Below are 21,979 nucleotides of genomic sequence, written 5' to 3' on the forward strand. Positions count from 1 at the left end.
GCCGCTTGATAGCCGCCATGGACCGGCTGCGCTACCGTCCCGCTCCATGGACGCGACCGTGATCGATGCTCTCCTGGCCCTGCTGACCCTGACGTCGATGGAGGTCGTCCTGGGCATCGACAACGTGATCTTCATCGCGATCCTCGTGGCGCGCGTGCCAGACGAGCAGCGTGAGCGGCTGCGACGGGCCGGGCTGGTGTTGGCGCTCGGCATGCGCATCGGGCTCCTGATGGCCATCGAGTGGATCATGAGCCTGACCGACACGGTGCTGAGCGTGGCCGGGAACGACCTGTCGGGGCGGGACCTGATCCTGCTGGCGGGCGGGGCGTTCCTCATCGCGAAGAGCACCCACGAGATCCACGACAAGGTGGAGGGGGCCGCGCGCCAGGACGACGAGACGCCCAAGGTCGCGGCCGGCGCCGCCTCGGTGCTTGCTCAGATCATCATGGTGGACGTCGTGTTCTCGCTCGACTCCGTGATCACCGCGGTCGGGATGGCGGACCAAGTGTGGGTCATGGTGGTGGCCATGATCGTGGCGACGGTGGTGATGCTGATCTCGGCCAAGCCCATCGGCGACTTCGTCGAGAAGCACCCGACGCTGAAGGTGCTCGCGCTCGCGTTCTTGATCCTGATCGGCGTGATGCTGGTGGCCGAGGGGCTCGGACACCACGTGAGCAAGGGCTACATCTACTTCGCCATGGCGTTCAGCCTGGTCGTGGAGATCATCAACATGCGGGTCAGGAAGCCCGCGGCGTCCGCGTCATGAGCGCGGCGCCGGACGGGGGCGGTCGGGCGTCCGACCTTCAGGCGCTACGGCGCACTCGCCGGGCTGCATCGAGCAGCTCGCGCACGCCGGACATGCCCGCGCGCTCACCGCACTCAGTGAGGTAGGCGAAGCCCTCCTCGACGGTGCCGACGGCCTTGGTGGGGCAGGCCGGCTCCACCAACCACAGCACGGCCGTGAGTGCGCCGCGGATGAGGGCGTTGTCCACCACGATGGCCATCCCCGCCGTGTATCGGCCGCTGCTCGCCTGCGACTCTTTCAGCCAGTCACCGAACAGCTTGCGTTGTGTCGCCGGCATGGCGTGACCATTGCGCGCATCGCAGAGCATCAGGTGTTTGGAGCGCCGGGCCAGCATCTGACGCTGCCCTTCGATGAAGCGCAGCACCTCCTCGTCCGGCACACGCTGGCTCGGGATGGTCACCAGCACGAAGGGGTACTGTGAGGTGTCGGTGTCGAAACGGTCCTGCATGTGGCCCCCCCAGCTTACCCCCGATTCCGTCAGGCGTCGCGCCTCCTCCCCCGAACGCCGAAGAACACGGGCGAGGGGCGCGGTGGAGGTGCCGACCGGATTCGAACCGGTGTGTGACGGTTTTGCAAACCGTTGCCTAACCACTTGGCTACGGCACCAACGAGGGCGGACTCATACCGTCCCGCGTGGCGCTTGTCCATAGTCTTGCGCCAGGAAAGCGCAGGAGCCGTCGAAGCCCCCCCGTGCGCATGGCTGCCCGGAACCAGGCGCTGGCGTGGTGGGCATGCGGGGGCTCCGCTTGAGTGTCCGTCCGCCCCGCGGTAGCCCTGCGTGATGCGCCGCTCCCACGTCTTGCTCTTCGCCCTGCTGACGTTGCTGTCCGCGACCACCCTCGCCCAAGACATCCCCGTCCCGGCAGGTAACCGCCGGAGCTTGCGCGAGGCCCCACCGCGCCCTGGGCCCGGCGACGTCGAGGAGCGCTCCCGGGCGCTCTTGGCCGCCATCCTGGCGGACGACCCGGCGCTGACCACGGACTTCTTCATGTCGCGTGAGGTGTTCCGCGCCATCAAGGGCATCTCCGACCCGGACGGACTCTACGACCGCATCGTCCGCATGTTCCAGAACGACATTCACACGCTGCACGGGCAGGTGCCGGCGGACGCACAGTTCGTGCGCTTCGAGTTCTCCACCCGTCGCGGCTGGGTGGGGCTGCGCGAAGAGTCGAACCGGCTGCCCTACTGGGCGCAGCGGCACAACCACATCGTCTACCAGAGCGGAGGCGCGGAAGGGCGGATCGAGGTGCGCACCATGATCGCGTGGGACGAGCGCTGGTACATCACGCACCTCTCGGAATTCCGGCATTGACCCAGCGGGCGGGCTCCGCTGCAATGGGCGTCTTCTCGGAGACCCCATGCTCGTCACCTCTCGTCCTCGCTCCGCACGCTCCCGCGCAACGCTCTGCGGGTCCCTCGGCCTGCTCGTCGTCGCCTCCTCGCTCGTCGCCTGCGGTGGTGCGCCGAGCGCCGCCCTCACCCGCGGCACGCTGCCGACGGCCGAGACGTCGCTGCTCGACCTGGTGCCGCGCGACGCGTTCTTCGCGGGGCGCCTCGACGTAGGCGCGCTACGCGGGACGCCGCACTGGGACGCGATCCTGGCCCAGCTCCAGCGCGAAGACCAGGCCATCGCCGAGCTCGCCGCCGACACCGGACACATGTACTTCGCGGTGGGGGGCCTGGTGCCGGTGCCCGCGCCTCCGCCCCCGTACGATGCGGAGGGCAACTACCGCTCGGCGCCGCCTTGGGCCGACCTCGCGCGCAGCCTGCACGGGCGCCTCCCCAAGCTCGTGGCCATCGCCGACGGAGGCGCTGCGCGGGCCTGTCGGCTGGCCAGCGAAGGGCTGGATGGGACGGAGCGACGGGGCTTCCGTGTGGTCGACATGAACGGTGTCGCGCTGGTCATGCGCGGGGACTCCTTCTGCGCCATGACGTGGACTCCGCTGGTGGACGCCCTGCTGGAGGAGAGCGGTCCCACGGCCGACATCGCGGAGCACCTCGTGGCGGGGCCCGGGGGGATCGCGAGGATGGCGCTGCGCCTGGACAGCCCGGCCGTGGCGGAGATGCTCGCCGACGTCACGTTCGACCCTGCCGCGTCCGAGGCGGAGGTCGAGATCCCGGAGGGCTTCTCGGACGAGGACGCCGAGCGCTACCGCGCCGACATGCAGGAGAACGCGGCTCGCCAGCAACGGATGGCGAACTTCTCCCGGGCCGTGCTGCGCCTCGTGACCCATGGGCTCACCGGGGTCAGCTGGCAGATCCGCAGCGAGGGCGACGGCTTCGAGACGCGGACCCAGGTGGTCACCAGCGACGAGGGGCGGATGGCCATGTGGCGCGAGCTCACCGAGATCCACTTCGACGTGCTGCGCGCCCTGGTCAGCTATCGCATCGCGAGGGAAGGACACCCCTTCCTCGTGGAGTTCGTGCGCGATGTGCGCATCGAGGAGCAGCGCGGCGGGTACCAGATCGTGCGTCACACGCGACACGAGGTCATCGCGCGCATGTTGGAGGCGGCCGTCCCCGAGCCCATCGAGTCCTTCGCCCGGGCCGTCGAGGACCCCGAGGGGCGGGCAGAGGCGGAGCTGCGCATGATGCTCGCCGAGGGGCCGCGCGACTCGGCGCAGAGCGTCATCGAGTCCATCGAGCCTCACCTGGACTTCGTGCGCGCGCAGCCGGATCCCTACTTCCGCGGGGACATGCTGACCACGCTGGCGCGGGCCTACGCCGTGCTCGGTCGCTTCGACGACGCGCGCGCGCTGCTCGAGGCCGACCGGGCGCGGCTCGTCAGCCCGCCGAGCGAGCAGGAGCAGTACCGCGACCACCAGGCCCGCGACTGGATCGCCAACTACAGCGCGCTCCTGTGCGAGCTGCACCTGGCGCAGGGCAACGCGGAGCGGGCGCTCGAGGCGGTGAGCGAGGCGGAGCACCCAGAGCACGTGTTCCTGGTCCGGAGCTGCGGCGCGGCCGCCTTGGCGCTGCTGGGCCGCGAGGAGGAGGCGCTCACGCGGCTGGACGCGGACACCACCCCCTCGCTCCCCGACTACGGAGTCGCGCGCGTGCGCGTGCTGCTGTTCGCGGGGCAGACCGCCGAGGCGCTCTCCGTGATGCGTGCCCTTTGCATGGGGCGCGCCGGGAACCCCGTCTGCCAACCGTACGCCGTGCACTTCGCAGACGCGCTGGCGAGCTCGGCCTCCTCCTTGGAGAGCGCGGAGCCCTCCCTCGGCGCCCTCCGCGGCCGCTACACCCGAGGGAGTGGGGACTTCGAGGCCGACACGCGCGCTGCACGCATCGTGGCCGCCGACTGTGCGTTGCGGGCGCGGCTCGCGGCCACGGCCGAAGCCACCCGCGAGGTGTGTGCCCAAGCGCTCGCCGAGACGGTGGCGGTGCATGGGGAGACCCACCCCGACGTCGCCGTCGTGCGCACGGCGTTCGCCACGGCTCTCCAGGCGGGTCGCCAGCGAGCGGAGGCGACCGCGCAGCGCGAGGCCGCGGCGCCCATCATCGAGACGCTCGGCCCACAGCACCCGCTCCGGGCGCGCCCCCGCCGCGGGCGCTGAACCCGGCGCTGCGTGGCGACCTCGGGCGCAACGGGGTCGCCAGCGCGATGTAAGAGCCGTTCGTCCACTGGGCTGCTAGCGTGCGGGAGTGAGGCACACCGCCACACCGCCCTCCGCCGAGCTCACGGTGACGCTGACCGTCGCAGACATGCTCGCGAGCATCGCAGCCCAGCTGCGGCTGTCGGGCGTGTCCACGCACCTCGTGATGCTCGTCCCGGTGATGGGGCTGCTGTCCCTCCTGACCGCCTTCTTGTCGCCCGACCCCGTCGACCGCGCGCACCTGACTTTCCCGCTGGTCACGTTGTCGCTGTCCGTGCTCGGGCCCGTGATCGTCTGGTGGCAGCACCGCACGCTGACCCCCGAGGCGCGCACGGTTCGGTTGGCCGTCTCGGAGGACGGCCTCGACTATCGCCTGGGTCGTAGCGTCGTGCACATCGCGTTCGCAGACGTGGAGCGGGTGGCGTGGACCGCGGCTTCCGTGGCGCTGCGCACCCGACAGCGGGTGGTGGTCAGCCTGCCACGTCGCGTGCTGCGGCCAGAGGTGGCGGCCGTCTTGGAGGATGCGCTGGCCCCCGCGACGGCGTTGTGCACGCGGGCGCGGCGCGCGGGGATGGTGCGCGTGGTGCTCGTCTTCTGTGCGTTGGTGCTGGGCTTCACGGCGTACTTCGTGCTGGTGCGGGCCGCGCCCTGAGCCCCCCAAGGCAGGTTGCTCGGGACAGCGACGCGGAATGCGGTCACCCTGAGCGGGTGCTGCCCCGCTCCGCGCTGCGCCCCGCCCTGCCTCGCCTCCGCGCGCTGGGCTGGTGTGCGGCTCTCGTGCCGTGCCTCTTCGCGTGCAGCGCGCCACGCGGGACGCAACGTGACGCGGGGCCAACGGGCGTGAGCGACGGCGCGACGGACGCCTTCGTGGAGACACCGAGTCCCGACGCTGCGCTCCGACACGATGCCTCGGTCCCTGGTGGCGACGCGGGCCGCGCCGACGGGGCATCGCCGCCTCCGCCTGGAGATGCGGGCGGCGACGCCATGCCGCGCGACGCGGGGCCGCGGGTCTCGCCGCCATCACCGACCTTCGTGGACGTCAGCGTGGTCGCTGGGCTGCATCACGACCCGGGCGAGCTCCGGGAGCCACCGGCTTGTTTGCTGGACTACGTGCACCGCAGCGGACCAGGGGACTACTGCCTACCCGAGCGCTTCATTGGGGCGGCCGCGGTCGGTGACTTCGACGGCGACGGCTGGCCCGACCTGTTCGTCACGCGCGTGGGTGGACCTGGGCAGCTCCTGCGCAACGGCGCGGACGGCACGTTCACGGACGAGGGCGCTGCTCGGGGCATCGCATCGACGGCGGTCCACTCGGGCGCGGCGTGGGTCGACGTCGAGGGCGATGGCGACCTGGACCTGCTGCTCCTCACGATGGGAGCGCTGCGCAACGAGCTCTACCTGAACGATGGCAGCGGACACTTCGAAGAGCGCGCGGTGGAGCGCGGCGTCGACGTCACCAGCGAACACGCACACGTCGGCACGAGCGTGGCGCTGGGCGACTTCGACCTCGACGGATATGTCGATTTGTTCGTAGGGGACTGGCACCCGGAGGGGGCGCTCGGCGCGCAGCCGGACCTCAACCGTCTGCTGCGCAATCGGGGCGCCGCCGCGCCCGGCTTCTTCGAGGACGTGGGCGCCGCGCTCGGCGTCGCGCTGGACGACGATCGCACCACGCCTGGGTTGCCCGCTGGGGCGTTCGCGTTTGCGCCCGCGTTCGTGGACCTGGACGGTGACCGCTACCCGGAGCTGGCGGTGGCGGCGGACTACGGCACGACGAGGCTCTACTGGAACGACGCCGGGCAGCGCTTCGTGAACGGGACGGCGGCGGCGGGCGTGTCCAACAACGCGAACGGGATGGGTTCGGCCTTCGGCGACTTCGATGGCGACGGAGTGCTCGACTGGTTCATCAGCGGCGTGCACAGGCCTCCGAACGCGACGGGCAACCGTCTGTTCCGCAGCGTGGGGGCGCGTCGCTTCGCCGATGTCACGGACGCGTTCGGGGTGCGCGATGGCGACTGGGGGTGGGGGGCAGCGTTCTTCGACGCCAACCACGACGGCGTGCTCGACCTCGCGCTGGCGAGCGGTTGGCCGGTGTACCCGTTCCTGGACGATCCGATGCGCTTGTGGCTGGGCGGCGCGGGAGCGCCCTGGGAGGACGGGGCCGCCGCGGCTGGCATCGACTACCGATCGGGGGGTCGTGGCCTGGTACCCTTCGACTACGACCGCGACGGAGATCTGGACCTGCTGGTCATCGGCAACACATCGCCCGCGGCGCTGCTCCGCAACGACGACCCCCCCGGCGGCTGGCTCGTGGTCCGTGCCGAGGGGGGCGTCGGCAACCCACACAGCCTCGGCGCCGTCGTGCGTGTTCAAGTGGATGCGGGAGGCGCCTGGCAGGTGCGCCACATCGGCGTGGGGGCGCACCTCTTCGCCCAAGAAGAGGCCGTGGCGCACTTCGGGCTGGGGGCAGGGGATGCGCCCGTACACGCGGTCGACGTGTACTGGCCCGCGACGGACCAGCGCATCGTCGTGCGTGACGTTGCGCGCGACGCGACGCTCACCGTGGCGCATCCGTAGAACCGGCCGAAGCCCCGACCCGGTCGGAAGGGCCCGACGCCTTGCACGTTGCCAATGGTGGGAGCACTGGTCGGCGGCGCCGCTGCTCCTCGCCCATGCGGGGCTCCGCCTGCGGCCCGAGCGTCAGGGCGCCGTTCCCCGCGAGCCTTGTTGCTCGTGTTACTGGACGCACGTACAGTGTGCGAATGTCCAGCCAGGCCTTCGACGGGCGCCGCCGCGCGCCCTGGCAGCGTGAAGTGGGGATCGCCTCGGTGCTCGAGCGCTGGGAGGAGGGTCGGCGCGGCAAGAACATGGTGCTCGAGCACGAGCTGCCGCCGCGTGAGGCACGCACCGGCCCCCTGCCGGAGTCGCTCACGGGCGCGGTCCGTGGCGCCCTCGAGAAGCGCGGCATCGAGACGCTGTACACGCATCAGCTCGAGGCGCTCGAGCTCGCGGCTGCGGGTCGGGACTTCGTGGTCGCGACGCCGACCGCGTCAGGCAAGAGCCTCTGCTACCACCTGCCCGTCATGGACGGCCTCGCGCGGGACGCCACGGCCCGCGCGCTGTACCTGTTCCCCACCAAGGCGCTGGCGCGCGACCAGGAGGACGGCCTGCGCGGCCTGCTGCGTGACGCGGGCATCGCGCAGGGGGCCATCACCTACGACGGAGACACGCCTGGCGACGCGCGGCGCGCGGCGCGGGAGCGCGCGGGGGTGCTCATCACCAACCCCGACATGCTGCACGCCAGCATCCTGCCCCACCACGCCAACTGGGCGCGCTTCTTCGCCAACCTGCGCTTCGTGGTGGTGGACGAGCTGCACATGTATCGCGGCGTCTTCGGCTCCCACCTGGCCAACGTCATGCGGCGCCTGCTGCGCGTGGCGCGCTTCCACGGCAGCGAGCCGCTGTTCATCTCCGCTTCGGCCACCATCGGCAACCCGGGGGAGCACGCGTCGCGCGTCATCGGGCGCCCCGTGCGCGTGCTGGGCGAGAGCGGCGCGCCGGCGGGTCCGCGGCACGTGCGCGTGTACAACCCGCCCGTCATCAACGCCGAGCTGGGCATCCGGGAGAGCTACATCAAGGCGGCCGTCCGGCTCACGGTGGATCTCGTGTCGGCCGAGGTGCCCACGCTCGTGTTCGGGCAGTCGCGCAACGGCGTGGAGGTGATGCTCAAGTACCTGCGCGACAAGCTGCCCGACATCCCGCCGGACAGCATCCAGGCCTACCGCGGCGGCTACCTGCCGGAGACCCGCCGGCGCATCGAGCTCGGCCTGCGCGAGGGGACCGTGCGCTGCGTGGTGGCCACCAACGCGCTCGAGCTGGGCATCGACATCGGCGCGCTCTCGGCTGTGGTGTGCGCCGGCTATCCCGGCACCATCGCGGGGCTCTGGCAGCGCTTCGGGCGGGCCGGGCGCCGCCAGGAGCCCAGCGTCGCCGTGCTCGTCACGTCCAGCCAGCCGCACGACCAGTTCGTGGCGCGCGACCCCGAGCAGATCGTGGGCGCCCCCGTGGAAGAGGCGCGCATCGACCCCAACAATGTGGAGATCCTCATCCAGCACCTGAAGTGCGCCGCGTTCGAGCTGCCCTTCTCCGAGTCCGACGCGTTCGGCGACGTCCCCGCGGACGCGCTGGCCGACGCCCTTGGGTTCCTGGCCGACAACGAGGTGCTGCACCCGGCGCGGGACGGTCGCGGCGAGCTGGTCTACCACTGGTCGGCGGACAGCTACCCCGCCAACAACGTGTCGCTGCGCAGCGTGGGCTGGGACAACTTCGTCATCATCGATCTCGACACGGACAAGACCATCGCCGAGATGGACTGGCGCAGCACGCACACCATGCTGCACGTGCAGGCCATCTACCAGCACGACGGCGGGCAGTTCCAGGTGGAGCGCCTGGACTTCGAGAACCACAAGGCCTACGTCCGATCCGTCGCCCCCGACTACTACACCACCGCGCAGACGCACACGCGCGTGAGCGTGCTGGAGCAAGACGACGGGGCCAGCGTGCGGTTCACGCCCGAGGTGTCGCTGGCCGCGGGCCTGGGCGACGTGAGCGTCATCGAGCGCGTGGTGGGCTACAAGAAGATCAAGTACCACTCGCACGAGAACGTGGGCTACGGCGACGTGCACCTGCCCGAGATGCAGATGCACACCACGGGCTTCTGGCTGACGTTCCCCGAGGCCTGGGTCATGGCGCGTCCCGAGCCCCGCGCCGCCGTCATCGACGCGCTGCGTGGGCTCAGCAAGGCCATGCACACCGTGGCCAGCATCGGGCTGATGGTCGATCCGCGCGACCTCGGGCGCACGCTGGGCGACAAGACCGACGCGGATGGTCCGCCCGGCAAGGGTCACGGTGGGGGTCCGGGCTTCGACCCGACCATCTTCCTGTTCGACTACGTGGCGGGTGGCATCGGCCTCGCGCCCCGGCTGTTCGACGAGCGCGAGTCGCTGCTGCAGCGTACGCGGGTGCTGGTCGAGTCCTGCGACTGTCGCGCGGGGTGTCCGGCGTGCATCGGTCCCGACGCGGGCGAGAGCGACGAGCACGGCGTGCCCATCGAGGCTGCGCTGCTGACGCGTAAGGACATCGTCCTGGACGTGCTGCGCTCGCTCGGCGTGGCGGCGCTACACTGAACGCCGCCACGCCCACCTCTCTTCGGGGGCGGTCGAGACGCTCTGTGGTATGAGTAGCCGGTCGCGAGACCGCGGTCGTCGCCAGCCGCCGCTGCGAGTAGGATCTTCCACATGTACATCAAGGCGCTCCGACTCAAGCGGACCAAGCGCATCCGTGATTTGACACTGAGATTCGTCAGCACGGATGGCACCCCGCGCCCTCTGACGGTGATCATCGGAGAAAACGGTACCGCCAAGACGACGATCCTGCAGGCGATCGCGCTGGCAGCGACTGGGCGGTCGCAGGTGAACGTGCTCGCCGGGGACGTTGTAGGGCACCTGCGTGATCGACGTACCAGTGATCCCCTCAGCATCGATGCAGCATTCGTTGTCCCGATGCCGGCCGGCACGGGCGATGTCGCAGCATCCAACCCGCGCATGCTGACTTCTCAGCTGTGGCTTGGCAGCGACGAGACCGTCATCCGGGGCGCCGACGAGGAGTACGAGGACGGGGCGAAGAGCGACGGCATCATGTCCATGGGCGATCCTGTGGGTGGTACCTCGCGCCTCGACGTGGTCCGGTCGAAAGGAGAGCGTGGCTACTTCGTAGCCGCCTACGGCGTGGCCCGACATCTTCCCTCTCCGGCGAAGACGGTCGACCTCAATCGGCCCCATGTGGACCGCATCCAGCCACTGTTTGGCGCCAGCGCACAACTGACCGCCTTTCGGTTCGCCGACTACTTCGACGACGATCGAGCGCGGCACTTCGCATCCGAACTCGCGCGGGTCATCGCGTCGGACCTCGTGCCGGGTATCGAGGGGCTCGAGCTGCGCGGGCGTGGCGGAGTCAAACAAGCTGGCGACCTGATGGAGCGGGACCGTGTCCACCAGACCTTCGGTGGCACCTCCTACAAGCTCCCAGCGGTGGCGCTCGCCCACGGATATCAGTCGACCCTGGCATGGATCTCGGACGTGTTCGGTCACTACATGCTCGAGCATGGTGGGAAGCCGACCATGGCCGAGGTGCGTGGTCTCGTCTTGGTCGATGAGATCGACCTCTATCTGCATCCAAGATGGCAGCGTACGTTGATCCCGGCGCTGATCCGTACGTTTCCGAACGTGCAGTTCGTCGTGACGACCCACTCACCGGTGGTACTTGCCAACGTCGCTCCCGCATCCATCGTCGTGCTTGGCCAGGACCCCAACACCGGGGACATCCTCGCGACGCACATCGATCCCATGACGGAGGAAGTCTCGCTCGTGCCGATAGCAGACGCTAGCACTGCGCTGCCCGACCCACGGGTCATGACCGGGACCGAAGTGTACGAACGCTTCTTCGGCGTCGAGGGGCTTACACTCAACGAGCGCGGCGAGAAGCTTCGGGAGTACTACCGGGTCGTCACCGACCCCGACCATCGATTGCACGACTCGGCAGGCATAGCGACGCTGAGGAGCCAGCTGGAGTCGCTGGGGGTCTCGGATCTCCCGTTGGTCGTGTCGGATGGCACCCGCGACACGGAGGATGGACGCCATTGATCCGCGTGGTGCGTGGACCTGAGCCGGCTGAGCTGACGGCGAAGCGTGTCGCGAAGCTCCTGAATGCGGCGGACTCCGACGTCTCGGGAGCATCCGTCAGGTTCGATGGCTACGGCATCGCCAAGCGGGCTCTGTTCGCCGCGCAACATGGCAAGTGCGCGTACTGCGAGCGAGTCGTCGGGTACGACTCTCAACCGGTGGAGCACTTTCGGCCCAAGGGCGGCGCAAGGCCAGCGACACTCCCAAACGCGGGGTCGGACGCCCGGCATTACTGGTGGCTCGCGTGGACCTGGGAGAATTTGTTCTTCGCTTGTGTGTCCTGCAACGGCGTCAACCGAAAGGGAAACTGGTTTCCGCTCGCAACGGGTGAGCGCCTCTCGCTGCCGGACGCAGAGCAGTTGCGCAACGGAGCTGGCCCAGCATTCGAAGTGCATCGCGAAGATGCACTTCTGCTAGACCCTGCACAGGACGACGCGTCCGAGCATCTGCGGTGGGTTCCTCGAGACCGTCGCGTGCTGTGGGAGCGTTTTCGCTACGTCTTGGTCGCCGTCACTCCGCGCGGCCAGGTCACTCTGGAACGACTCGGACTCGCCTTATTGGAGGATGAGGTGAATCGTCACGTACGGGCCACGTTGATACCGCTTCTGCGCCAAGCCAACGGCGGCGCCTGGGGGCCGGGTCACGAGGCAGATCTCGCTGAGTTGCTCAGCGATCAGGCGCCCTACGCGGGAGCGTCGCGGTCGGTGTTCTCGTTCCTCTGCGACTACCTCGCCCTGCAGCGAGGGGACCCATCGCTGCCCCCATCGTCCTGAGGAGCGCCACGTACGCTGCGCCCAACCGGGGCTGTCGTGTCTGAGTGGGTCACGCGTACGCGAGCCCGCCCACCAACGACACGCGGAAGCGGTGCTGGGCGCGTGGCGGGTGCAGCACGAGGTGCACCACCTCGCTCTCCTCGTGGGCATCGCCTGCAAACGCGAAGGCCACGAAGGGCAGGGTCGCGGGGGCCACGGCGATCAAGGGGATGGCGATCACGATCACCATCGGGAAGAGCATCGCGGCAGTCACGAGCGTGACCGCGATCTGCACCCACACGGGCATGACCGAGTGTTCGCTGAACATCTCACTCTCTCCTTTCGGCGGCCAAGAGAGCCTCGGATCGCGCGTCCCGACGTGGTGCCGGGAGAGGCTCCGTGGTCGTCTGCCCTCAGGGTAGCAGCGCGGATCGCGGCATGCCCAATGGCGTTCTGGTGCGTTCGGTGGCGCCGGACCTTTACATGGCGCGCGGCTCCGACTACGCATGGCGCGTGTCCTCGTTGCGCACGCGCCTCGGTCGGCTGACGTCGCCCGTGTCTCAGGGGCGCGGGGCGACGCCCGGCGCCGAGCGGGATGTCGCGCGCGACCACGCCACGGCCACCGCGAGCGCGGAGGCGCGCCACGCGCAGACAGAAGTCGCCACCGAGGGGATGACCAGCGTTGCGCCGCACGGCCAGGCGAGCGTGCCTGCGCTCGGGGCGGAGGACGACCCACGTGCCAGCATGCGCGCCGAGTTCGAGCGGCTGCGCATGCACGGTCGGGCGACCCGTCGTGCCCCCGAGCGAAGTGAGCGTGGCGCCCGGGGGGGCGGCCCCCGTGTGGACGAGCTGCCGGGTGAGACCCACCTCACGGCGTTCGGCGAGCTGCACGTCGTCTCGCACCGCTGCGCCGCCGACCACCATCACGGGGCGCGCGCCATCGCCCCTGCGCGCCACGTCGACGGGGACGTCGTCGCCACGCTCGCGCTCGACCCCCAGATGCGCGGGCTCGACTTCTCGCGCGCGCTGTACATCGACACGGAGACCACCGGGCTGATGGGCGGCACGGGCACCGTCCCGTTCTTGATCGGCACGGCCGCCTTCGAGGGCGAGGCGCTGGTGGTGCGCAAGTACATGCTGCGCCGGCTGGGCGAGGAGGTGCCCATGCTGCAGGCGCTGGCCGAGCAGCTGCGCGCCGCCAGCTGCGTGGTGAGCTTCAACGGCAAGAGCTTCGACTGGCCGCTGCTGCGCACGCGCTTCGTGATGAACCGCGTCAAGGCCCCGCCCGTGCCGCCGCACCTCGACCTGCTGCACTGCGCCCGGCGCGTGTTCCGCGAGCGCATGGAGCGTGTACGCCTGATCGACATCGAGCGCGAGGTGCTCGGCTTCACGCGGGTGGACGACGTGGCCGGCGCCGAGATCCCCGAGCTCTACATGCGCTACCTGCGCGGCGGCGACCCCGAGCCCATCGCGCGGGTCATCGACCACAACCGGCTCGACCTGATTGCGCTCTCCGCGCTGCTGGCCGAGCTGGTCGGGAGGTTCCAGGGGCTCGGTGCCGAGAACGACCCACGCGACCGGCTGGCGTGCGCGCGCGTCGCCGAGCGCGCCGGGGACACGGCGCTCGCGACGGCGCTCGCCAGCGCGGCCACGGATGCCGAGGCGCGGGGCCCCGCGGCGGCCCAAGCTTGGCTGCTGCGCGCGCGCGTGGCACGTCGGTCCGGGGACGAGCCCGCCCAGGAGGCTGCGCTGCAGGCGGGGGTGAAGGCCCTCGAAGGCGCGCCCGAGGTGGACGTCGCGACGCGCGCCGCGCTGCACCTGGCGCTGGCCAAGCTCTACGAGCACGGCCTCCGGGATCTGGCGCGGGCCCACGAGCACGCCCGGTACACCGTCCCGGCCGAAGACGAGGCCCAGCGTGACAAGCGCTGTGAGCGCCTCGCGGCCAAGCGCCGGGCCGCCGCCGCCGGGTCCAACTGACCAGTTTGTGAGCCACCCCACGTGGTGTCCCGTCCGTGTCCCGCAGGTCGAGACCGGACCGTGCTCGTTCGGCGACAGCGGACTCGATCGCCCTCACGGCAGAATGCGCGAAGCTCATTTTTGGGTCGTGTCCGCCGCAGCAAAATTCGCTATGGTCCCCCCATGTCCGACGACGAGCGGACCACGAACCCCCATAGGACGGTCATCACGGCCGCCGACATGCCCCCCCAGGCGCCCAAGCACCAAGATGCGTGCTTGGTGGTCATCTACGGGGACGACCTTGGCCGACGTGTCCCGCTGACGCGCCGGCCGATGGTCATTGGGCGCTCCAGCAAGGCCGACGTCCAGATCGACCAGGAGAGCGTGTCGCGCAACCACTGCCGGCTGATCTTCCACAAGGACGCCTACGCCCTGCAGGACATGGGCTCCACCAACGGCAGCTACGTCAACGACACGCTGGTCGACACCATCGTCCTGCGCGACGGTGACCAGCTCAAGGTGGGGCGCACCATCCTCAAGTTCATCGTGGGGGGCAACGTCGAGGCGCAGTACCACGAGGAGATCTACCGCCTGATGACGGTGGACGGCCTCACGCAGGTGCACAACAAGCGCTTCTTCGACGAGGCCCTCGATCGCGAGGTGTCGCGCTGCACCCGCTACGGTCGCACGTTTGCGCTGGTCACGTTCGACATCGATCACTTCAAGTCGGTGAACGACACGCACGGTCACTTGGCGGGGGACGCCGTCCTGCGACAGCTGGGCGTCCTGGTGCGTGATCACGTGAGGCGCGACGACATCGTCTGTCGCACGGGCGGGGAGGAGTTCTCCATCCTGGCACCCGAGCTCGATGGCGCACACGGGCAAGTCTTCGCGGAGAAGCTGCGCACGCTGGTGGAGACGACCCACTTCGAGTTCGAGAGCACACGGCTGCCCATCACCATCAGCCTCGGCGTGGCCGAGTGGTCTACGGCGATGCAGTCCGGCGACGATCTGGTGCGCGCCGCGGACGCCAAGCTCTACGAGGCCAAGCGGGGTGGTCGCAACTGCGTGCGGGGGGCCTAGCCGTCGAGGCAGCCGGGCCTTCCGCTGGGCGCTCGCGAGAGGCGCGAGGCGAACGTGCGTTTGGGCATCACCACGGCTGGTTGGCCTTCATCACCAGCGCGATCAGGAGCTGCATTGCGCCGAGGGCGGCAGCGAGGCGCGTGTCCCGTAGACCAGAGACCGCCGCCAGCGCCGCCACGGGCACCATGAAGAGCCACATGCGCGCCACCTCGTTGGTGCCGGTCAGCGCGCTCAGGGCGAGCAGCATGGTGAACACCCCCAACGGCAAGAGCGTGCTGGCCGCCCGCCGCGCGTCGCGCAGGTGTGCCAGCGAAGCGCCTGCGCGCCAGACCAGGAGCGCCACCAGCGGCGCCCCAGCGTAGAGCGTCCACTCGAGGAACGCTCCGACGCGCCACGGCTCGGCCGGGACCCCAGCCTTCCATCGTGCATGGTACGCGAGGGCTGCTTGGAAGCGCTGGACGGGGTGATACTCGAGCCAGGCCATGAGCGCGCCCGTGACCGCAGCCACCCCGAGCGCGAAGCCGAACAGCGTCAGCAGCGCGCGCCTGCTGGCGTGCGTCTCCGGAGCGCTGGCGAGAGAGACGGCGAGGACCACCCCCACCGCGAGGCCGAGCGCGGGCACCAGCGAGAAGCTGACGTACAGCCCCAGGCCGAACAGGCCTCCCGCGAGCAACGCGAAGGTGAGCAGCTGCACGACCAGGGCAACGCTCCCACGCGTCGGGTTCGCCTGCATGGCACGGCAGAGGCACCACAAGGCCAGCAGGGCCAGCAGGGGGTAGCACGCGCCGTCGAGGTGATACGTGATGAGCAGGAGCGCCGGGCTGGTGGCTGTGAGGATCGCCGCCGCGCTCGCCGCGACGAGCGCGCTCTGGTCTTCGGAGGGGCCTGTGCCGTGATCGCCGTGCAGACGCACGCCGAGCGCCAGCACGAGAGGCGCCAGCAGCGCGGTGGCCAAGGGGAAGAGCAGCGCGGCGGCCACGAAGCCGTCCTCGAACCCTGACACGCGCGCGCTGTGCCGAGCGAGCTGGCGTAGGGGCGCGAAGTGTCCGGCCAGCGGGCCCCGCCCGAGCGCGTCGAGCCCCATGTAGATGGCCAGCGCGCCTGGGGGCTTGCTCGGGGGAAACGCGCCTAGCTGCCGCGTCTCTGCCAGCTCGTCGTAGCGACGGAGGGTGTCCAGCTGCACCTCGCGCCGCTGCGCCGCGATGACGTGGAACTCGCCGTGCCCACCCTCGTGTCGCGACAGGAGCGACTCCACGCGGCGGGCGTCGAGCGGCACGAACAGCGCCTGGCTCGACAACGCCAACACAAACACCGCGGCATACGCGCGGATGCGCCGACCGTTGCGCGCCGCGTGGAGCGCGACGCTGGCCAGCCACGGTACCAACACGCACACCGCGAGCATGGCCCAGCCCGCCCCGAGCCCCCGGAACGTGGGGCCATAGAACCACGCAGGGATGCTCCGCAGGTAGGGCAGCCCTGCGACCACCAGCGCGACCTGCACGCAGCACAGGGCGCCCAACCCCACCAGCGCGGCCCAGGTGCGCGCCCGGTGTCGGCGGGCCGAGGTGGTCGCGTGCGTCACCGGGCGGCCTCAGCGACGCTCGGCCACGAACGCGAGCCCGACGGAGGGGGCGTGCGGCGCGAGCAGCCGCGCGTCGAGCGCGTTCAGGGTGTCGGTCAACGCCACCAGTCCCCGAGGCGGGAGGCGGTCGCGCACGTGCAAGCTGCGCTTGGCGTTCCCCGTCGCCGCTGCACCGCTGTTGGCGGCGTTGGCCTTGAGCGCGCGTTGGAGCAGGCCAGGCACGTAGAGCTCGGCGGCTGCGGCGAGGGCGCCCGACAGCCCCGTGACCTGGACCACCTCGAACCCGGCCTCGTTCAACCAACGCGCTGCTTGCTCACGACGGACCAGCCACGCGTGCCCGTAGCCGTACGCGCCCACCGGCAGCGGCGCGCGCGAACGGCGCCGGACGTGGTTGATAGGGTCGTAGGTCACGGGGAAGTCGTGGTTCGGGCAGGTCAGCACCAGCGTGCCACCCGGCCGCGTCACACGGGCGAGCTCGCTCACCAGAGCCAGTGGCTGCTCGACGTGCTCGATGACCTCGAGGCAGGTCACCAGGTCGAAGCTCGCGTCGGAGTAGGGCAGTCGCGCGCCCGACACCTGGGTGTAGCGCACGTTCGGGAGGTCGGCGTTCAGCGTGGCGGCGCGCGCGAGATCCCCCGCGTTCACGTCGCAGGCGTCCAGCGTCTCGGCGTGTTCCGCGAGGCAGGCGTGCAGCTCACCCTCGCCACATCCCACGTCCAGCCCTCTCGCGAAGGGCTTGCCGGCCCCGTCGGCGCTGCCCCTTGCGCGCCCCAGCGTGTCGAGGGTCGCGGCGATGTACCGCTCCCGAGCGCGGTAGGTGGGGAAGAGCAGCTTGAAGTTCATGGGGTCGGTTGGGCCAGCGCTCGCGCGCGGCGGGCGGCGCCGTGGCGTAGTGCGAGCGCGACGAATTCCAGCACGGCGCGCCCGATCACGTCTACCCGCGCGCCGCTCTGGAGGCCAGCCTCTCGAGGCCGGTGAGTGACGGGCAGCTCGCCGATGCGGAGCCCGGCGTGGCGGGCGGCGCTCAGCATCTCCGCGTCGATCAGCGCTCCTGTGGCGTGCAGCCGCAGGTCGTCGAACAGGCTGCGTGGATAGACCTTGAAGGCGCAGTTGACGTCGCGCACGGAGACACCCAACAGACCGTTGACGGCCGCGCTGAACGTGCTCCCGAAGAAGCCACGGAGCGGCCCGTCACGGCGCTCCGCGCGATAGCCGGTCACCACGTCGTACCGCCCCAGCAGAGCGAGCAACGCCGGGAGCTCGTCGAGATCGAACTGGCCGTCTGCGTCGGTGTAGAAGATCCAGTCCAAGCGAGCTTGCTCGAACCCGGAGCGGAGCGCCGCGCCATAGCCCCGGTTGGTCGCGTGGGTGATGACGCGCACGCGCGCGTCGTCGGAGGCGAGTGACCGGGCCACCTCCGAGGTCCCGTCGCGGCTCCCGTCATCGACGATCAGCACCTCGCACACGTCCGCGCACGCTGCACCGACCTCGAGGGCGGCGCGTACGACATGGGCGAGTGATGCCTCTTCGTCGTGGGCTGGCAGCACGATGCTCAGCCCGCGCACGTGGGCTGCGCCCGCGAGGGCGTCGGAGGACGAAGGCGTGGGCACGGCGACGGGATGGTAAGGGGCGCTCATCGCCCCGGCAACCCTACGACCGCGGACCGCTATTCCCCACGGGGCGTGCCATCCCGCGCGTCCTTCGCGGTGGAAGCTGCTACGTTCCGCACCGTGTCGGAACCGCCCGTGAGTGACAGCGCACCCGAGGACCTCCCCCTGTGGCCAACGAGCACGGCCACCCGGCAGACGTGGGTCTCCGTAGCGCTCGTCGCCGTCGTCTACCTGTATGTGGTCCCGTACTTCCCGGCGCTGAACAACCCGAACGAGAACGTGCGTGTGTACATGACGGCGGCGCTCGTCGAGGATCACTCGTACGACATCGGCGGCCCACGCCGACGCTGGGGGTGGGTCAACGACGCCGCGTGCGTGGACGAACTCCCAGACCGGACGCTGGTGCCCTGTGAGCGCACTGCCCCCGCTGGGGCGGTCCGACGCTACTACTCGGTCAAGGCGCCGGGAGCGAGCTTTCTCGGCGTGCCGGGCTACGCCATCTACCACGCGCTGCTCGGTGAGGGAGACGAGCCCGAGCTGCGGTGGGCCGTGTACAGCATGCGCCTGAGCGGCACCATCCTGCCGACGCTGCTTTTCTTGTTCGCCTTCCATCGCTTCCTGTGCCGCCAGACGCGGCGCCGTTGGCTGCGAGAGCTCGCGTTCTTCGGCGTCGCGCTCGGCTCGGTGATGCTCGGCTACGCATACATGTTCGCGAGCCACACGCAGAGCGCTGCGTGCGCGTTCGGCGCGTTCATGATCCTGTTCGATGCCCGCGCGCGGAGCCGCTCCCGGGGCTGGGTCCCGCGCCCCGCGCTCGCGAACATCTCCTGGGACCAGGCCACTGCAGCGGGCATGCTGGCCGCGGGGGCGAGCCTGTTCGAGTACCCGTGCTTCGTGGTGAGCGTGCTGCTGTCCGTCTACGCGCTCACCGCGGTCCGCCCGTGGTCGCGCCTCGTCGGCTTCGGGGTCGGCGCCTTGGTCCCCACGCTGCTGATGATGCACTTCCAGTGGCGCGCGTTCGGCAACCCGCTCTCGCCCGGCCACCTCTTCGTCGAGAACCCGAGCTTCCGGGCGATCCACCACGAGGGCTTCTACGGTGCGCAGTCGTTCCATTGGGACGGCGCCTTCGCGCTCCTCTTCGACGGACGCCTCGGTATGTTCGGGACCTCCCCGTGGCTCGCGCTCGGGCTGGTGGGGCTCGGCGTCATGCTCGTCTCGCCGGGCCGCCTGGGATCGCGGGTAGACGCCCTCTTTGCTGCGCTCGTCTGCGTCGGGCTGTACGTGTTCATCTGCTTCATGAACATCTGGCACGCGGGCTGGTCGGTGGGGCCACGCTATCTCGTCGCGCTGATCCCCTTCCTCGGATTCTTCGGTCTGGTCGCGCTGGAGCGCCTAGCGCAGCGCTGGCCGGTCGCTGCGGCTGGGCTCGGGCTGGGCCTGCTCCTCGCGGGCTTCGTCAGCGCCTCGCTCCCGTCCATGTACTACCCGCACCTCATGCCAGAGCTGTCCGCGCCCGTCTCCCAGCTCTTGCCCGTGCTCATCGGGCACGACTACGCCCCGTACAACGCGGGCAACCTGCTCCACTGGTACGGCAGCGCCTCCATGGCGCCGCTGGTGCTCGTGTTGCTGGCGGTGCTCCGGTCATCCGCGCCAGATGGCGTCGACCTCCCCTCGAGGGTGTCGCGCGTGGGTGTCAGCGTCGCCGCCGTGCTCATCGCGGGGGTGGTCGTCGCGCAGCACTTCGTCTGGGAGCCCGAGCGCACCCGCGCCGTGCGCGACGCGGTCGCGTTCGTATGCGAGCACTGGACGCCCGAGGGCCACGATCGCGCCGCGGCGCTCGCCTCCTCGCGGCGTATCGACGAGGTCGAGCTGCGGACGGAGCTGCTGCGCGCAGAAGGGCGTGACGACGACGCTGCCCAAGCGCAGCGACGTCTGGACAGCTTGCGCGCGGCCGAAGAGACCCGCGCTCGCCGCCGAGGGGAGGAGTGATGGGCTCGTTGGGAGCGCGCGTGCGAGCGTGGCTCTCGGGCGTCGCGGTCGACGTCCGGGCAGAGCGGCGGGTCGCCTTGCTGGTGACCCTCGGCCTTGCACTCGGGCAGTGGGGGAGCGCCCTGGCGACGGGGCTCCACACGGGCTTCGGCGACTGGCAGATGGTCCACCACGGCTGGGAGGCCGCCTGGGTGTCGGTGACCCGCTTTGGAGAAGTGCCGCTCTGGGACCCCTTTCACTGCGGCGGGGTTCCCCAGCTGGGCAACCCGGAGAGCCAGGCCTTCGGTCCTCAGTTCCTGCTGGCGTTCCCGCTCGGGACCACGCTGGCGTTGAAGGTGTTGCTCATCCTGCATGCGTGGTTCGGCTTCTACTGGGCCTACCGCTGGGCGCGCGCGCACCACGGCCTCGGCATCATGCCCAGCTACGTGGCCAGCATCACGTGGGCCGCCAGCGGCTACTTCGCGTGGCAGATCGGGGGAGGGCACGCCACCTTCCTGCCGTTCTACTTCGCGCCGGGACTGCTCATGGCCGCGAGGGCGTCCGCGACCGACGCGCGAGGTGCCGTCGCGCTGGCGGGGCTCATGGGTCTGACAGTCATGGAGGGCGGCACCTACGCCTTCCCCTACTTCGTCGTCCTGGTAGGCTTCGATGCGCTGACCCGCCTGTTCACGCGGCGCACCGGTGCAGGAGCGGCCGACGCCCTCACGCGCCTCGGATCACGTGGCGCCGTCCTGCGGGGTGTGCTGACGGCCGCCGCGCTCACGGGGCTGCTCGGCGCCATCCGTTTCCTCCCCATCATGGACGTGTTGCGGCGGTACCCTCGCACAGTCCCGAGCACCGACCGCATGCAGCCGTTCGAGCTGCTCGACCTGTGGGGGCGCTGGTCCTTCCCGTGGGAGCACCCACTGCACGACTTCGTCTGGCCGGAGTACGTCGCGTTCATCAGCCCGCCGTTGCTGGTCTTGGCCATCGCGGGCGTCGGGGTCGCCATCAACCGTCGTTCGCACGGCGCGTGGGTCGGCGTGCTCTTCTTCATCGCGCTGCTCCTCGGTGACCACGGCCCCTTTTCCCCGTGGGCGTTGCTGCACCGCCTCCCGATCTACGACTCGCTGCGTCTGCCCTCCCGCTTCTCCGGCCTGGCCACGCTCTACGTCGCAGCGTTGACGGGCTTCGGCTTCCAAGCGCTGCAGGACGTGTGCGCGCGCCTGCTGGCACGCCGCGCACGGCTCGACGTCGCGCGTGTGATGCGCTTCGTCGCGCCGGCGCTGGCGGTGGGCTGTACCGCCTGGCTCGTCGTGTGGAGCGCGGCGGTGAGCAACAAGTTCCACGACCCACCGCTCGTGGAGCAGCCTCCGGCCGAGTCTTTCCACTTCGCGCCGCCACACACCTATGGCCTGCTCGTCGCCAGCTTCCCGCGCATGAACGTCGGCACCTCCATGTGCTACGTGGGCAACATGAACTGGCGCATCGGGAGTGGGATGTGGACCGGGGAGCGTCCGCAGGCGCGCGTCGAAGGCCGGCGCAACCGGGCCGGCGAGGTCGTCGAGGTGGCGCGTACCCCCAACCGCTTCCACGCGACCGCGCAGCTCATTCGTGACGGCCGCGTGGTGTTCAACCAGAACTACGACCCCGATTGGCAGAGCAACTTCGGAGAGGTCGTCGAGGATCGAGGCCGCCTCGCCGTCGATCTACCCGAGGGTGAGCACAAGATCATCGTGCGGTACGCTCCCCACACCTTCGTGCCGGGTCTGACGGGTACCGGCATGGGGCTGCTGCTGTCTTGGCTCGTCTTCGTGTACGGCTACCGCCCGCGCGGCGAAGAGACCGCGGCGGCGTGAGTCCCCCGCCGCGCACCTCGACGCCGCG

General features: G+C 70.3%; 17 protein-coding genes and 1 tRNA gene. 12 read left to right on the top strand and 6 right to left on the bottom strand.

What is annotated here, in order from left to right; all coding sequences use genetic code 11:
* Nucleotides 1-46 precede the first annotated feature (46 nt).
* Nucleotides 47-766 (top strand): TerC family protein, encoded by a 720-nt coding sequence (locus tag H6726_12685; protein ID MCB9658497.1) that lies wholly within the window; start codon nt 47-49, stop codon nt 764-766.
* Between the two features lie 37 nt (nt 767-803).
* Here the strand turns inward: H6726_12685 and H6726_12690 are convergent, their stop codons facing one another.
* Nucleotides 804-1,253 (bottom strand): hypothetical protein, encoded by a 450-nt coding sequence (locus H6726_12690; GenBank protein MCB9658498.1) that lies wholly within the window; start codon nt 1,251-1,253, stop codon nt 804-806.
* Nucleotides 1,254-1,336: 83 nt separating this feature from the next.
* A tRNA-Cys gene (locus tag H6726_12695) sits at nt 1,337-1,411 on the bottom strand.
* A 175-nt stretch (nt 1,412-1,586) separates the two neighbouring features.
* Between H6726_12695 and H6726_12700 the strand changes: the two genes are divergently transcribed.
* The 7 genes from H6726_12700 (at nt 1,587) to H6726_12730 (ending at nt 11,914) form a co-directional block, all read left to right on the top strand.
* Complete coding sequence (locus tag H6726_12700; protein ID MCB9658499.1) at nt 1,587-2,117, top strand: hypothetical protein; 531 nt, start codon at nt 1,587-1,589, stop codon at nt 2,115-2,117.
* Nucleotides 2,118-2,163: 46 nt separating this feature from the next.
* Nucleotides 2,164-4,362: a hypothetical protein gene (locus H6726_12705; GenBank protein MCB9658500.1), complete on the top strand. Its 2,199-nt coding sequence runs from the start codon at nt 2,164-2,166 to the stop codon at nt 4,360-4,362.
* Nucleotides 4,363-4,450: 88 nt separating this feature from the next.
* On the top strand, nt 4,451-5,053 hold the full coding sequence (locus tag H6726_12710; protein MCB9658501.1) for a hypothetical protein: 603 nt from the start codon (nt 4,451-4,453) through the stop codon (nt 5,051-5,053).
* Nucleotides 5,054-5,109: 56 nt separating this feature from the next.
* A complete protein-coding gene (locus H6726_12715; protein MCB9658502.1) occupies nt 5,110-6,978 on the top strand; it encodes a CRTAC1 family protein in 1,869 nt (622 codons plus the stop codon).
* Between the two features lie 185 nt (nt 6,979-7,163).
* Nucleotides 7,164-9,587 carry a DEAD/DEAH box helicase gene (locus H6726_12720; GenBank protein MCB9658503.1) on the top strand — a complete coding sequence of 808 codons (2,424 nt, stop codon included), beginning with the start codon at nt 7,164-7,166 and terminating at the stop codon, nt 9,585-9,587.
* A 111-nt stretch (nt 9,588-9,698) separates the two neighbouring features.
* On the top strand, nt 9,699-11,102 hold the full coding sequence (locus H6726_12725; protein ID MCB9658504.1) for an AAA family ATPase: 1,404 nt from the start codon (nt 9,699-9,701) through the stop codon (nt 11,100-11,102).
* Nucleotides 11,099-11,914: a hypothetical protein gene (locus tag H6726_12730; protein ID MCB9658505.1), complete on the top strand. Its 816-nt coding sequence runs from the start codon at nt 11,099-11,101 to the stop codon at nt 11,912-11,914. Before H6726_12725 ends, H6726_12730 begins: the two co-directional genes overlap by 4 nt.
* Before the next feature lie 49 nt (nt 11,915-11,963).
* Here the strand turns inward: H6726_12730 and H6726_12735 are convergent, their stop codons facing one another.
* On the bottom strand, nt 11,964-12,221 hold the full coding sequence (locus tag H6726_12735; protein ID MCB9658506.1) for a hypothetical protein: 258 nt from the start codon (nt 12,219-12,221) through the stop codon (nt 11,964-11,966).
* Between the two features lie 110 nt (nt 12,222-12,331).
* Here H6726_12735 and H6726_12740 point away from each other — a divergent pair, with 110 nt between their 5' ends.
* Both H6726_12740 and H6726_12745 read left to right on the top strand, forming a co-directional pair.
* Entirely contained in the window at nt 12,332-13,870 is a 1,539-nt protein-coding gene (locus H6726_12740; protein MCB9658507.1) for a ribonuclease H-like domain-containing protein, read from the top strand.
* A 162-nt stretch (nt 13,871-14,032) separates the two neighbouring features.
* Nucleotides 14,033-14,932 (top strand): GGDEF domain-containing protein, encoded by a 900-nt coding sequence (locus tag H6726_12745; GenBank protein ID MCB9658508.1) that lies wholly within the window; start codon nt 14,033-14,035, stop codon nt 14,930-14,932.
* A gap of 67 nt (nt 14,933-14,999) precedes the next feature.
* Here the strand turns inward: H6726_12745 and H6726_12750 are convergent, their stop codons facing one another.
* From H6726_12750 to H6726_12760, 3 genes are read right to left on the bottom strand one after another with little or no spacing between them, the layout of a single operon-like run.
* On the bottom strand, nt 15,000-16,514 hold the full coding sequence (locus H6726_12750; protein MCB9658509.1) for a hypothetical protein: 1,515 nt from the start codon (nt 16,512-16,514) through the stop codon (nt 15,000-15,002).
* Between the two features lie 9 nt (nt 16,515-16,523).
* Nucleotides 16,524-17,357, bottom strand: coding sequence for a methyltransferase domain-containing protein (locus H6726_12755; protein MCB9658510.1), 834 nt, complete (start codon nt 17,355-17,357; stop codon nt 16,524-16,526).
* On the bottom strand, nt 17,354-18,151 hold the full coding sequence (locus H6726_12760) for a glycosyltransferase family 2 protein (protein MCB9658511.1): 798 nt from the start codon (nt 18,149-18,151) through the stop codon (nt 17,354-17,356). The genes H6726_12755 and H6726_12760 overlap by 4 nt, the downstream gene beginning before the upstream one ends.
* Nucleotides 18,152-18,244: 93 nt before the next feature.
* On the opposite strand from H6726_12760, the gene H6726_12765 reads away from it, so the two are divergent.
* A complete protein-coding gene (locus tag H6726_12765) occupies nt 18,245-20,113 on the top strand; it encodes a hypothetical protein (protein MCB9658512.1) in 1,869 nt (622 codons plus the stop codon).
* Nucleotides 20,113-21,951, top strand: a complete 1,839-nt coding sequence (locus H6726_12770) for a hypothetical protein (protein ID MCB9658513.1) — start codon at nt 20,113-20,115, stop codon at nt 21,949-21,951. Before H6726_12765 ends, H6726_12770 begins: the two co-directional genes overlap by 1 nt.
* The last annotated feature ends 28 nt before the right edge of the window (nt 21,952-21,979 follow it).

The organism is Sandaracinaceae bacterium (assembly GCA_020633055.1).
GTDB lineage: Bacteria > Myxococcota_A > Polyangia > Polyangiales > Houyiibacteriaceae > JADJJE01.

What these genes read in the sequence shown, in the direction of transcription:
- H6726_12685 (MCB9658497.1), top strand. Translation starts at nt 47, where the DNA reads ATGGACGCGACCGTGATCGATGCTCTCCTGGCCCTGCTGACCCTGACG.
- H6726_12690 (MCB9658498.1), bottom strand. Translation starts at nt 1,253, where the DNA reads ATGCAGGACCGTTTCGACACCGACACCTCACAGTACCCCTTCGTGCTG.
- H6726_12700 (MCB9658499.1), top strand. Translation starts at nt 1,587, where the DNA reads ATGCGCCGCTCCCACGTCTTGCTCTTCGCCCTGCTGACGTTGCTGTCC.
- H6726_12705 (MCB9658500.1), top strand. Translation starts at nt 2,164, where the DNA reads ATGCTCGTCACCTCTCGTCCTCGCTCCGCACGCTCCCGCGCAACGCTC.
- H6726_12720 (MCB9658503.1), top strand. Translation starts at nt 7,164, where the DNA reads ATGTCCAGCCAGGCCTTCGACGGGCGCCGCCGCGCGCCCTGGCAGCGT.
- H6726_12725 (MCB9658504.1), top strand. Translation starts at nt 9,699, where the DNA reads ATGTACATCAAGGCGCTCCGACTCAAGCGGACCAAGCGCATCCGTGAT.
- H6726_12735 (MCB9658506.1), bottom strand. Translation starts at nt 12,221, where the DNA reads ATGTTCAGCGAACACTCGGTCATGCCCGTGTGGGTGCAGATCGCGGTC.
- H6726_12740 (MCB9658507.1), top strand. Translation starts at nt 12,332, where the DNA reads ATGCCCAATGGCGTTCTGGTGCGTTCGGTGGCGCCGGACCTTTACATG.
- H6726_12745 (MCB9658508.1), top strand. Translation starts at nt 14,033, where the DNA reads ATGTCCGACGACGAGCGGACCACGAACCCCCATAGGACGGTCATCACG.
- H6726_12755 (MCB9658510.1), bottom strand. Translation starts at nt 17,357, where the DNA reads ATGAACTTCAAGCTGCTCTTCCCCACCTACCGCGCTCGGGAGCGGTAC.
- H6726_12760 (MCB9658511.1), bottom strand. Translation starts at nt 18,151, where the DNA reads ATGAGCGCCCCTTACCATCCCGTCGCCGTGCCCACGCCTTCGTCCTCC.
- H6726_12770 (MCB9658513.1), top strand. Translation starts at nt 20,113, where the DNA reads ATGGGCTCGTTGGGAGCGCGCGTGCGAGCGTGGCTCTCGGGCGTCGCG.